The sequence below is a fragment of the Pedobacter duraquae genome, from assembly GCF_004362245.1.
Classification (GTDB): Bacteria; Bacteroidota; Bacteroidia; order Sphingobacteriales; family Sphingobacteriaceae; genus Pedobacter; species Pedobacter duraquae.
Genome location: NZ_SNWM01000001.1, coordinates 1,193,387 through 1,205,199, shown reverse-complemented (window position 1 = coordinate 1,205,199; position 11,813 = coordinate 1,193,387). Strand labels below are relative to the sequence as shown.

Here is an 11,813-nt window from a genome sequence, read left to right as displayed (position 1 = left end):
GCTACATTTCAATGGTCGGCTTATCCTCTTCAATTGCCTGCTCTTCTCTTTGAGCAATGAGTTTCTCTTTTTTTAAGTCTATCCTGATGATATTGTACAGGCTCATATAGATGTTCGCTATCCATACTAAGGCAAAGCCGGCAAGGATATAACCACGCCAGTCTGTTGCATAAAGTTTGTAACCTGTAAGTAGGAGCACAAAGATTGTTACATAGTGGCTGAAACAATATTCGCAGGTAAACAGGTAAAAGAATTTCCTTTTAAAGAGGGTGCTTGATTCTTTAGACCATTTGATACAGTACTCTCGGGGCTCCCTGAAAACCTCTTCATGGGTAACCGTCCATGCCATGCAGGCAATTGGAAGGGCGAGAATAAATAGCCAGTAGATTGGTGGATTGGACAGCATATTGGTACTACAACCAGCGGATAGTTTTGTTTGTTATTTAGAGTGTTTAAAAATTGCAATAAAATACGATTTTCCAAATCAGGTGCCAACAATCCCGTAACAGAACGATTACATTTGCCAGTATAGATCAATTGTTTCAGATTTAAAGCACAGTATATGGATGATTTTCTTGCCGCGCGACTTCAGATGGCTTTTTCCCTGGGTTTTCATATTGTGTTTGCCTGCATCGGGATGGTGATGCCATTTTTTATGACTGTTGCTCATTTTATCTGGTTAAAAACTAAAAACCCTGTATATCGCGATGTGACGAAAGCGTGGAGTAAGGGCGTAGCCATATTTTTTGCTACCGGGGCAGTATCAGGTACAGTACTTTCTTTTGAACTTGGTCTGTTATGGCCTAAATTTATGGAACATGCAGGTCCGATATTTGGAATGCCTTTTTCCCTCGAAGGTACCGCGTTCTTTATTGAGGCTATTGCGCTCGGCTTTTACTTGTATGGCTGGGGCAGATTGAAACCCTGGTTCCACTGGGCTACAGGCGTTGTAGTGGGAATCAGTGGGTTGTTATCAGGTATTCTCGTTGTTGCAGCAAACTCCTGGATGAACAGTCCGGCGGGATTTGAGTTTGCCGACGGCCAGTATTTTAACATCGACCCTGTAAAAGCCATGTTCAATGATGCCTGGTTTTCTCAGGCGCTTCATATGAGTATTGCTGCCTTTGCTTCAACAGGCTTTGCTGTTGCAGGTGTGCATGCCCTGATGATTCTTCGGAATAAAAATGTACAGTTCCATCATAAAGCATTTAAGATTGCTGCAATATTTGCTACTATAGCTGCTTGTTTACAACCCCTTAGTGGTGATATCTCTGCAAAGGATGTTGCCAACAGGCAACCGGCAAAACTGGCCGCTATGGAAGCACACTTCCATACAGAAAAGTCTGCACCACTGATTATAGGTGGCATTCCTGATGAAAAAAATGAGACTGTAAAGTATGCTATTGAGATTCCGGGAATGCTCAGCTTTATGGCGCATGGAGATTTTAAGTCGGAAGTTAAAGGGCTGGACAGCATACCCAAGGCCGATCGCCCGCCGGTAGCCGTCACCCATTACGCATTCCAGATCATGGTAGGCCTTGGGATGATTATGCTGGGCATTGCTGCGCTGTATTTCTTTGCCCTATGGAAAAAAAGAAATTGGCTTGCGCAGAACTGGATGCATAAAGTCTTTGTATTTGCCACCCCTGCGGGCTTTATAGCACTCGAAGCGGGCTGGACAGTAACAGAAGTGGGCCGTCAGCCCTGGATTATCCACGGTGTTATGCGTACGGCAGATGCGGTTACCCCAATGCCGGGAATTGCTTGGTCATTCTACCTTTTTACAGCGGTATATATTTCTTTATCTTGCATCGTGAGTTTATTGTTGTACCGACAAATAACCATGGTTGGCCGTTTATACGATTCATCAACTCAATCCTAAGCTTATGCTCTACGTTGTTATCATATTTCTCTGGGCCTCAATTCTTCTTTATGTACTTTTGGGTGGAGCCGATTTCGGTGCTGGCATTATTGAGTTGTTTAGCAGCAAAGCGAATAAGGCAAGAACAAGAAGGACAATGTACGAAGCGATTGGGCCGATTTGGGAGGCCAATCACATGTGGCTGATCATCGCCATTGTGATCCTGTTTGTAGGCTTTCCGAAAATCTACACAACAGTATCTGTATACCTGCACATTCCGCTGGTCTGTATGTTGTTAGGTATTATCGCACGGGGCACGGCATTTGTATTCAGAAATTATGATGCCGTAGAAGATGGTATGCAGAAAATATATACGCCGATTTTTACCTGGTCCAGCCTGATTACGCCTTTCTTTCTGGGCATTATTGCAGCCAGCAGTGTGTCCGGAAGAATTGATACACAGGCTGCAGACTTCCTCTCTGCTTATGTTTTTAGCTGGTTCAATTTGTTTTCCGTAACTGTAGGTCTTTTTACGGTAAGCATCTGTGCTTATCTGGCCACAATTTTTATCATCGGACAGGCCGATAGTGCCGCAGACGAAAGACTTTTTATCAGAAAGGCAAAACGTAGTATTCTAATTGTTATGATAAGTGGAGGGTTGGTTTTTGCTGCGGCTTACGCAGATCAGATTCCCGTGTTTAACTGGATCTTCGGACGTTTGCCTGGAATAGTTGCTATTGTTTCTGCAAGTATCTCACTCCTGATTATGGTTTATCTGCTGGACAAGCAAAAACATGTTTGGCTAAGGCTTCTCGCGGGCTTCCAGGTCACGATGATTCTTTTTGCCGCTACATATACACATTTTCCAAACATCGTATTAATGAAACATGGTGAGAAATTGTCGCTGCTCCTCCATCAGGGACAAGCTAAAACCATAGAAAGTCTGGGTTATGCCCTGCTGATCGGAAGCTTATTTATTTTACCTGCCCTGATCTACCTGATCTATATTTTTCAAACCCGTAAGCCAGGTTCCGAAGAATCGGGCCATTAACATTAAATGATTTATAATGACTGAACAATCCAATTTTGAACGTCTTTCCGCACTTTCTGAAGGAGAATATCAAGCTTTTTTATACGATTGCGACGGTACGCTGGCTGATAATATGCCTAAGCATACGCTATCTTATCTAGAAACGGCGAAGGAGAGCAACGTAGTTTTTGATCCCGCGATTATTGACGAGCTGGCCGGATGGCCAATTGCCAATGTTGTAGCGGAAATAAATAACCGGTACAATGCGTCACTTGTGCCTGCTGATTTTGTAACACGTAAAGCGGCGATTTACACTGAACGTTTTTTGAGTACCATTACCCCGATTGACTACGTGGTAGAACACCTGAAAGCTAATGTTGGTAAGGTGCGAATCGGTGTGGTTTCTGGCGGCGACACCAAAATCATTTCACAAACGCTGGAGATCCTTGGGATTTCTGACCTGGTTGAAGTTTTGGTCTGTTCTGAAGATACTGAACGTGGTAAGCCTTTTGCTGATCCATTTTTAAAAGCTGCAGAATTGCTTGGTGTAGACCCCTCGAAATGCCTTGTTTTTGAAGATGGAAACCCAGGGGTGCAGGCGGCAGAAGCGGCAGGCATGCATTGGATCAGAATCGATCAGTTTAAATTCGGATAATTCCTGTAAATATTACTAACTTTGTTAGTAATGAAAAGATCCGGTTCTGCAGATTTACCATTGCATCACGGCCATGTTCCGCTCTGGTTAGCAGAGCGCATGGCTAAACTTGGTTTTGCCATCACAGAGGCGATCATCACCGAATATGGAACTGCGGAAGTGCTGCGCCGCCTCAGTGATCCTTTTTGGTTTCAAAGTCTGGGTGCAGTAATGGGCATGGACTGGCATTCCTCAGGAATTACTACCTCGGTAATGGGTGCTTTAAAGCGGGCTATTAATCCGCATGCACGCGAACTTGGGATCTATATCTGTGGAGGAAAAGGTAAGCATTCGCGTAATACGCCGCAGGAACTGCTGAAGTTTAGCGAACAGATTGGATTAGATGGTCAGGATCTTGTGCGTTGTAGCAAGCTTAGTGCAAAAGTTGATAACACTGCAGTTCAGGATGGTTTTCAATTATATCTGCACAGCTTTATTGTGGATACACAAGGACGCTGGTCGGTAGTGCAGCAGGGGATGAGTAACAACAGCGCTACGGCACGCCGCTACCACTGGCATTCAGAAGGGCTCAGGTCTTTTGTTGAAGAACCACATACCGCAATCTGCGGTGTTAACCAGGGAAGAATATTAAACATGACTGCTGCTGCCGCGGGAAGTTCGAGAGATGCCATAATGAGTATGGCAGCAGAAGAACCATCACGGATGATTGCTGAGATTCGGCACCTTACCATGCCTGATCACCATGATGTGCGGGCTAAGGATGTAGATCTTAAAAGACTTGGTGCCATGTTGTACCTGACCCATGAACGCCGGCCGGCAGATTTTGAAGCACTTCTTCTTTTGGAAGGCATGGGGCCGAGAACGCTTCAATCCATGGCGTTAGTGAGTGAGGTGATCTATGGTGCACCATCCCGCTTTGACGATCCCGCACGTTTTTCATTTGCCCATGGCGGTAAAGACGGTCATCCCTTCCCCGTCCCACTAAAGGTTTATGATGAGACCATCAGTGTACTCTCCAATGCCGTGCAGCGAGCCAAATTGGACAGGGGAGAGAAACTTCAGGCCATAAGGAAACTCAGCGAAATCTCCACCCTTGCTGAAAAAGGTTTCACACCTAATGCTAATCTCGATGCGGTTATCCAGCGGGAACGTGATGAATCATGGAAATATGAAGGTCGTACGGTTTTTGGTAAAGCAAAGCCACCGGGAAGTCAGCAACTGAAATTATTTTAAATAAGGAGCCAAATCTGTTATCAGATCGTAATAATTGCTTATTTTGTTTCACATTGGTGTATTATTTGCAGGATTGAACTTACATTTATCAACAGGACTAATAGCCTTCTATGAAATTTTGGATTACGCTCTGCGGTTTAGTATGTATTGGATTTTTGAGCAGTTGTGGTATCCTGAAGCGGAACAGAATTATTAACCATCATGGAGTGGAGATTAACGAATATAATCTGCCTGTGATCACCTATCCTTCCTCCAATCCGGGATCCAACAGAATGCTTTTCCTGCTTTCGGGCGATGGGGGCTGGATGGATTTCGAGGATCAGCTTGCTACAGATTTTTCTAAACGTGGCTTTCATGTAATTGGGTTCAATTCGCGAAGCTACTTCTGGGAACAAAAGACGCCGCAACAGACAGCGGATGATATGCTATTGCTAATTGAACAGTATGCAGCAATATATAAGGCAAACCGCATTTACTTAAGTGGCTACTCCTTCGGTGCGGATGTTATCCCCTTTATTTATAATCGTTTACCAAAAGCTGTAAGAAGCAGGGTGGTGGCGCTGGAAATGCTGTCGCCATATGCCTCGTCAGATTTTATGGTTCATACTTCAGACCTGCTCAACATTGCTTCGGATAACAGGATGTACAAAGTGCAGACCGAGGTAGACAGAATTGGCATTCCAATTTATTGCTTCTATGGGCAGACTGAAACCAGCAAGGCCTTCGCTACGTATAAAAAGAGGAACTTTGTGGTGCAGGAGCTTCCCGGCGACCACCATTATGATCCTTCGGGATATGATAAAATAGTAAATATGTTCAGACCATTGCGCTTCCTGAGGCGCTCACCATTTTAATCTATGAAATACCTTAAAATCAGCCTATACATCTTTTTTTTATGTTTGTCTACACAGCTTTTTGCGCAGACGAAGAATGAATTGTCCGAACTTCCATTGCATCTGAACCCCGGTACTGAGGATAAACCGCTGGTAGTTTATATGAGCGGCGATGGGGGCTGGAATAGTTTCTCCCAATCGCTCAGTGCAGAGCTTCAAAAAAACGGATATGCAGTGGTAAGCCTGGACACCAGAAAGTATTTTTGGCAGCAAAAAACGCCGGATCAGTTTGCCAGAGACACACAACGTATCCTTGACCATTATATGAAAACCTGGAATAAAAGCTCCTGGATCCTGCTTGGGTATTCATTTGGTGCTGATGCAGGTTCTTTTGTTCCGTCGAGACTTACAAAGACCAGCGGTAATCAGTTGGAATCTGTAGTATTGTTGTCGCCGGGTTTTTCAACAGGATTTGTTACCAAAATAAGTAACATGCTTGGTTTTGGAGGTACCGATAAAGATCAGTATAAGGTATATCCTGAACTTTTGAAGAGCCCTGCCCCGGTGCTTTGTATTTTCGGTAAAGATGAAGACAGCGACTTGTATCCGGCTTTAAAAACTACTGGAAACATCAAGAAAATGTTGATTCCTGGAAACCACAAGTTCAACGATGATGTGAAGCTGATTACCAAACTGGTGATTCAAAGCCGCTAATTCTATACACCTTCAGAAACACGTTTCAGTGCTCTTGGAACTTGCAAAAGATGGTAATTGTGACTGTAGATTAGGTATTTCTTTTCCCAGGATGGGAAAAACTTATCTTTGTATCTGCGTAAGCCCTTAAACTGACCAAACACTTTAAAGTTTTCGTAGGCATATTTAATTGTCTTCTGGGTAACATTGACGTCTTCCATACCTGATAGCGGCGCCAGCCCCATATTTGCTGAGGTATAGCCTTCTTCTTTCAGGTATAAAAAGGTTTTTGCCAGTAACATATCCAGGATGCCATTCGGTGCATCTGTAACTTTTCGGATCAGGTCATATGTGGCTTCCCCGGGTGCATAGTCAGGTACAAGATTCAGGAAAGCGTATACTTTTTCTTCCTGGTCTTCAATAGTCAAAATTGTTTGCCCCTTCAGGATTGTAGTGTCGAATACGCCCTGTGTAAAAGCAACTTCCTTCTGGTGTAGCTCAACCAGCCATTCCTGACTTACCTTTTCAAGTTTTTGGAGTAGCCCCTCCATCACAGGAGCTTTGTATACTTTTAGCTGATAGCCCTCTGCACTTAAACGATTTACAGCACTACGCGTAGTTTTCATCTTACCCCCGTCCATTGTAAATGTAGTAAGGTTCAGAATTGCCTCTTCTCCAATAGGTATAGATTTACGACCTATGGATTTATAAAATTCAAGCGAAGATTCCGGTACCCGGTAATATGCACTGATGAAGCCGTTCTCCTGACAAAAAATTTCAAAGGCGTCGATCAGGAGGCGTTTGGTTTCGTCATGCTCAGCAACTGGGTCTTCCAGTACTATGGCGAAATGCCTGGTTATTTTAAAGCTTATAAAAGCTGTACGGTCTGGATTGAAGAACAAAAGTTTGTCGGGATAAATCTTGAAATAGTCGAGCGCCGACTTACCATATTTTTTAAGAATATCTTCGGCAGTCTGAAAATCTTCCGGTGAATTGTAGGGCTTGCTGAAATAAGGTTTCAGTAAACTAAAGATAACAAACAGGATTAACAAGGCACCTGCAACGTAAATTGAATCTTCAAAACGCTCACCGAAATGCGTTCTAGGGACCAATGCTTTATCATCTACCAGGAAAAATAGTTTGACTACAGCTGTAATAGCCTGATCAAGTTTAAAATCTATTCCAAAATGGCGCTTGTCAATAAAATAAAATCCAAGAACACCATAGGCTAATACGGCGATTACAGCATATAGGATTACCCAATAGTTAAAGGACACAAACCGGGGGTTGGGCTTCAGCTTATAGGAACTTTTGGTATACCATAAGGAGGATCCGGCAATGAAGGCAAGAATGGCCTCTTCAAAATCTACAGCCTTGATCAGGTGGCCGAAAAATGAGAATCCGGTAATAAATATTGCAGCATACCATGCACGCTTGGATCCTTGTAACAGGAAGATGCTGAGCATGACCAGAATTAGTCCAAACACCAGCACCAGTGAGTTGCTGGTCACGATTACATCTTCAGGAAGAATGTTCTTGACCAACCGCAGTCGGGCAGGAATTGCCGGCGTAATGGCGGAAATAATATTTACGACACCAAGAATCAAAATGATCATGGCAGGTAATACCCTTAGTATTAAGTTGTCTTTTTTGGTAATGAAGCTGATGATTCCGGCAATCAAAGGTAGCCAGAATTCAAAAAACCGGAATAGCAATGTGATTGTTGCTGCCGCAATTACAGGAAAACCAAATTGCTGTAAAATAAAAGTCAATGACAACTCTATCGTTCCCAATCCGCGTAAAAACGGCGACGCAATAAGTAGAACCACCATTACCATGTAGCCGATAATCGCCGCCGGCCAGCTCGCATTAAATCCAAGTGCCAGCATGGAAATATAGAGGTGTATAATCCCAATGATTTCTATTCCTATCGATACGAGTAAAGTCATCCAGAATTCCTTACGGCTTACCTTTTGGTCTATCATGTCGTCTAAAACGGTGCTCACCGATGGACGCATGCGGGAAAGCCACCTATAAGCTAAGCCCTTTTTTGCCACCGAATAGATCAATGCAATCAGTCCCGCAGTAAGCAGGAGCAGGAAGATAAATGCAAGCAGCTCTGCGGTACCGAGGTGCGTGGAAATCAAGGCTATTCCAATTACCGGAATGCCAACAATAACAACAGATAGGATACTGCAAAAGCCGAAAAGGGTAGAGGCAAGGTGGATATTCGATTTCGATATGCCCTGTTCCTCAATTTCTTTAGTGAAAAAAACAAGGGATGAAAATCCGCCTGCAGGTAGAAATACGCTAACGAGGTTTCGCTTTAAGAATAGCCTTAGGGCGCTGCCAAGACTTAATTTTTTGTTTAGCGCTTTAAAGCTATGCACATACATCTGAGCCTGTGCAAGTACGTAGACGATTGTAAGGGCGATGCCCAAAAAAATATAATCGGGCCGGCTTTGCGAGAGCTGGTCCTTGATCTTGATCACTTCAATATGTTCTTCCCGGATGAAGAGCGCCGCCATGGCCAACATGAAGATCGCGACAAAGAATTGCCAGAAAAATTTATTGTAAATGAGTTTTGATATCAGCTGCGTCGCTTTATGCATAAATGCAATTTTAGAAAAATTTACACAATAATTAACATTAAAACTGATCCCATGTTTGAAGAATTCCGTATTCCTGATAGAAATGTTATTTAATTTCGCAATTTTACGTTTTATAGCATACTTATGTCCAAACTGATATCCGTAGTCATACCCGCCTACAACGAGGAGGAAAATATCATTGTGATTATTGACCGCCTGGAAAGCATCTTCAAAACGTTGCATTACGATTTTGAGATCATCCTGGTCGATGACGGTAGTAAGGACAGAACCCTGTCTATCATTAAAACTGCTGCTGCAGCGCGGAGCAATATCTTCTATATCGAGTTTTCGAGGAATTTTGGCCACCAGCCTGCATTGAAAGCCGGACTTGATCAGGCAACAGGAGATGCGGTGATTTCACTGGATGCCGACTTACAACACCCGCCAGAGATGATTGCAGAGATGCTTCAGAAATGGGAAGAGGGCTACGAGGTTGTGTACACGAGAAGACAGGAGGATAAAAACCTTTCCTTAAAAAAAAGAAAGACGTCATCGATGTTTTACAAGTTGCTTAGCTCTCTGTCAGATATAGAAATTGAAGCCGGAACGGCTGATTTCAGACTGTTGGATAAAAAAGTAATTGATGTTTTCAGGGATTTTCATGAGAACGATCCTTTTATCCGCGGACTTGTGAAGTGGCTCGGTTTTAAACAATACGCGATTGATTATATACCGGGAACAAGGTACGCAGGATCTAGTAAGTATAACTTAAAGCGGATGATGAAACTGGCATTGCATGGGGTGACATCTTTCAGTATCAAGCCCTTGTACAGTGCCGTTTATCTTGGGTTTATTTTGTCAAGCCTTTCTATTCTGTATGTTCCCTATGTGTTACATGCGTTTTATGTAGGGGAAGAGGTTGATGGCTGGGCTTCGATGATTATGACTATCGTTTTTTTTGGTGGACTGCAGCTCATTATTCTTGGAATTATCGGACTTTATATTGGCAAGATGTTTATGCAAGGTAAGAACAGGCCAAATTATATCATTCGCTCTACAAATATTTTAAAGTAATATATGGTACTGTTAAGTTTTGATATCGAAGAATTCGATATGGCATTTGAATATGGAAAAACGATCAGTTTTGAAGATCAGATCAGCATATCCGTTACCGGTACCACGGCCATATTGGATTTGTTGAGTAAACACCAGTTAAAGGCTACCTTTTTTTGTACCGCTACATTTGCACAAAATGCCGGGCAAATCATAGCTAGAATTTTGGCTGATGGCCATGAGCTTGCCTCACATGGTTATTACCATTCTGACTTTAAACCCGAGCATCTGAAAGCATCACGATTGGAGCTGGAAAGAATCTCTGGCGTGGAAGTAAAGGGATACCGAATGGCAAGGATGATGCCTGTGGATGAAGAAGAAATAGCCAGGGCAGGGTATAGCTATAACAGCTCCATTAACCCAACGTGGCTTCCCGGCAGGTATAACAATCTCCATGTGTCCCGGACCTGGTTTTACGAAAGTGGGGTGCTGCAACTGCCGGCATCGGTAAGTCCTATGCTACGGTTTCCACTATTCTGGTTGTCGTTTCACAATCTGCCGCTCTGGTTGTACGAACATATTGCGGCACAGACGATTAAAAAAGACGGTTATCTAAATGTGTATTTCCATCCATGGGAGTTTACAGATCTCCACGATAAGGAAAGATTCGGATTCCCCGGTTATGTAAGCAAAAACTCTGGTACGGATATGATCAGCAGGATGGATCAGTTCATGACATGGATTAACCGCGAGGGCTATAAGTCGGGCACTATCCAATCGTTTGTAAATACACTATAGCGGTCGCTGTTTCTTTTTAGCAAAAGTAACATAGGTCTGAAACAAATAACTGAACAACGAAAGTATCACCATAATCAGTGCCTGAGAAGGGGTGGCCCAAAACCCAAATTTTCCGACAAACAGGTGCAAGAGCGCATAGTCCATATAAATACTCATGGCAGTCATTAATCCGTAGCGGAAGAGCTGAACACGTCCGTGCAGATCTGATTCCTGGAAAACAACATATTTGTTCAATAGAAATCCTACTGGAAAACTTACAGACAAGGCAATAATGTAAGCACCGATATATTTATTGACAGACCAGGGGCCAATGTGGACGATGGTATCTGTTAAAATGAAGTTATAGCTGAGGTAAAAAATAAGGATATTCAGTGCAGCATTGCTGCCCCCGGTAACAGCATACCTGAAGGTCTGCCTCGGTAATATTCGTGAAAATGGGGGGTAAAAAAAATCAATGATTTGAAGTATCAGTTGTTTCATCTTGCTCAAAGATAACAAACATTACCCAATCATAGATAAACGCTGCTTTGCATTCAGAAATTAAGCCTGATGCAAAGCAGTGTCTGGCAGATTATACGTTTTGTGGAATCAAACTCTGAATTTCTGTCAATGCTTCCTGGATCCCTTCCCTTTGTTTGCGCAATAAGTCCAGGTGATCAGCGTGATCAACATAATCAGCAATGTACTTATCGTACTTTTCGATGGCTGCAGTTTCGCCCGTAACGATAGCTTCAAGGATAGCTTTGTCTTCCTTGCTACTTAACGCTTGTTTAATGTCGATCCAGGTGCGGTGTAATGCTCCCAAAATACCTCCGCTTTCATTTTCAGCATCTCCGCCGTGTGTAGCGATATGTGCTTTCAAATCACTCGCGTATAAAGCGCGTTGTGCAGAATACTTCAGAAAAACGCCTTTCAGTTCAATTTTTTCTGTTGCCTCACTGGCAGATTCATATCCTTCTTTTCCATCGTTTACAATCGACAGAAGGTCTTTTAAGTCGCTAATAATTTCGTTATTGCTTTCCATAGTATTTTATTTTGTAGATGTGTGTATATAACCGACCGCTGG

At 43.1% G+C, this 11,813-nt stretch carries 12 protein-coding genes; 8 read left to right on the top strand and 4 right to left on the bottom strand.

Annotated features, from left to right (window positions below; translation table 11 throughout):
* Nucleotide 1: 1 nt before the first annotated feature.
* Entirely contained in the window at nucleotides 2-406 is a 405-nt protein-coding gene (locus CLV32_RS05200; RefSeq protein ID WP_133553076.1) for a hypothetical protein, read from the bottom strand.
* A gap of 156 nt (nucleotides 407-562) precedes the next feature.
* Here CLV32_RS05200 and CLV32_RS05195 point away from each other — a divergent pair, with 156 nt between their 5' ends.
* From CLV32_RS05195 to CLV32_RS05170, 6 genes are all read left to right on the top strand, one after another.
* A complete protein-coding gene (locus CLV32_RS05195; RefSeq protein ID WP_133553074.1) occupies nucleotides 563-1,882 on the top strand; it encodes a cytochrome ubiquinol oxidase subunit I in 1,320 nt (439 codons plus the stop codon).
* A 4-nt stretch (nucleotides 1,883-1,886) separates the two neighbouring features.
* Nucleotides 1,887-2,912, top strand: a complete 1,026-nt coding sequence (locus CLV32_RS05190; RefSeq protein WP_133553071.1) for a cytochrome d ubiquinol oxidase subunit II — start codon at nucleotides 1,887-1,889, stop codon at nucleotides 2,910-2,912.
* 16 nt (nucleotides 2,913-2,928) lie between these two features.
* Nucleotides 2,929-3,546: an HAD family hydrolase gene (locus CLV32_RS05185; RefSeq protein ID WP_133553069.1), complete on the top strand. Its 618-nt coding sequence runs from the start codon at nucleotides 2,929-2,931 to the stop codon at nucleotides 3,544-3,546.
* A 30-nt stretch (nucleotides 3,547-3,576) separates the two neighbouring features.
* On the top strand, nucleotides 3,577-4,779 hold the full coding sequence (locus tag CLV32_RS05180; protein ID WP_133553067.1) for a DUF763 domain-containing protein: 1,203 nt from the start codon (nucleotides 3,577-3,579) through the stop codon (nucleotides 4,777-4,779).
* A 110-nt stretch (nucleotides 4,780-4,889) separates the two neighbouring features.
* Nucleotides 4,890-5,633, top strand: a complete 744-nt coding sequence (locus CLV32_RS05175; RefSeq protein WP_133553065.1) for an AcvB/VirJ family lysyl-phosphatidylglycerol hydrolase — start codon at nucleotides 4,890-4,892, stop codon at nucleotides 5,631-5,633.
* A gap of 3 nt (nucleotides 5,634-5,636) precedes the next feature.
* Nucleotides 5,637-6,326 (top strand): AcvB/VirJ family lysyl-phosphatidylglycerol hydrolase, encoded by a 690-nt coding sequence (locus tag CLV32_RS05170; RefSeq protein WP_133553063.1) that lies wholly within the window; start codon nucleotides 5,637-5,639, stop codon nucleotides 6,324-6,326.
* 2 nt (nucleotides 6,327-6,328) lie between these two features.
* On the opposite strand, the gene CLV32_RS05165 is transcribed toward CLV32_RS05170, so the two are convergent.
* Nucleotides 6,329-8,917 carry a phosphatidylglycerol lysyltransferase domain-containing protein gene (locus tag CLV32_RS05165; RefSeq protein WP_166641884.1) on the bottom strand — a complete coding sequence of 863 codons (2,589 nt, stop codon included), beginning with the start codon at nucleotides 8,915-8,917 and terminating at the stop codon, nucleotides 6,329-6,331.
* A gap of 123 nt (nucleotides 8,918-9,040) precedes the next feature.
* On the opposite strand from CLV32_RS05165, the gene CLV32_RS05160 reads away from it, so the two are divergent.
* Entirely contained in the window at nucleotides 9,041-9,970 is a 930-nt protein-coding gene (locus CLV32_RS05160; RefSeq protein ID WP_133553059.1) for a glycosyltransferase family 2 protein, read from the top strand.
* Nucleotides 9,971-9,973: 3 nt separating this feature from the next.
* Entirely contained in the window at nucleotides 9,974-10,747 is a 774-nt protein-coding gene (locus CLV32_RS05155) for a polysaccharide deacetylase family protein (protein WP_133553057.1), read from the top strand.
* Here the strand turns inward: CLV32_RS05155 and CLV32_RS05150 are convergent.
* Both CLV32_RS05150 and CLV32_RS05145 read right to left on the bottom strand, forming a co-directional pair.
* Nucleotides 10,742-11,227, bottom strand: coding sequence for a GtrA family protein (locus CLV32_RS05150; protein WP_133553055.1), 486 nt, complete (start codon nucleotides 11,225-11,227; stop codon nucleotides 10,742-10,744). The genes CLV32_RS05155 and CLV32_RS05150 overlap by 6 nt on opposite strands.
* A 91-nt stretch (nucleotides 11,228-11,318) precedes the next feature.
* Entirely contained in the window at nucleotides 11,319-11,771 is a 453-nt protein-coding gene (locus CLV32_RS05145) for a ferritin-like domain-containing protein (RefSeq protein WP_133553053.1), read from the bottom strand.
* Nucleotides 11,772-11,813 lie beyond the last annotated feature (42 nt).

Excerpts from the sequence above, each read along its gene's own strand:
- CLV32_RS05155 (WP_133553057.1), top strand. The coding sequence starts at position 9,974 with ATGGTACTGTTAAGTTTTGATATCGAAGAATTCGATATGGCATTTGAA.
- CLV32_RS05150 (WP_133553055.1), bottom strand. The coding sequence starts at position 11,227 with ATGAAACAACTGATACTTCAAATCATTGATTTTTTTTACCCCCCATTT.
- CLV32_RS05165 (WP_166641884.1), bottom strand. The coding sequence starts at position 8,917 with ATGCATAAAGCGACGCAGCTGATATCAAAACTCATTTACAATAAATTT.
- CLV32_RS05170 (WP_133553063.1), top strand. The coding sequence starts at position 5,637 with ATGAAATACCTTAAAATCAGCCTATACATCTTTTTTTTATGTTTGTCT.
- CLV32_RS05190 (WP_133553071.1), top strand. The coding sequence starts at position 1,887 with ATGCTCTACGTTGTTATCATATTTCTCTGGGCCTCAATTCTTCTTTAT.
- CLV32_RS05200 (WP_133553076.1), bottom strand. The coding sequence starts at position 406 with ATGCTGTCCAATCCACCAATCTACTGGCTATTTATTCTCGCCCTTCCA.
- CLV32_RS05185 (WP_133553069.1), top strand. The coding sequence starts at position 2,929 with ATGACTGAACAATCCAATTTTGAACGTCTTTCCGCACTTTCTGAAGGA.
- CLV32_RS05175 (WP_133553065.1), top strand. The coding sequence starts at position 4,890 with ATGAAATTTTGGATTACGCTCTGCGGTTTAGTATGTATTGGATTTTTG.
- CLV32_RS05180 (WP_133553067.1), top strand. The coding sequence starts at position 3,577 with ATGAAAAGATCCGGTTCTGCAGATTTACCATTGCATCACGGCCATGTT.
- CLV32_RS05145 (WP_133553053.1), bottom strand. The coding sequence starts at position 11,771 with ATGGAAAGCAATAACGAAATTATTAGCGACTTAAAAGACCTTCTGTCG.
- CLV32_RS05160 (WP_133553059.1), top strand. The coding sequence starts at position 9,041 with ATGTCCAAACTGATATCCGTAGTCATACCCGCCTACAACGAGGAGGAA.
- CLV32_RS05195 (WP_133553074.1), top strand. The coding sequence starts at position 563 with ATGGATGATTTTCTTGCCGCGCGACTTCAGATGGCTTTTTCCCTGGGT.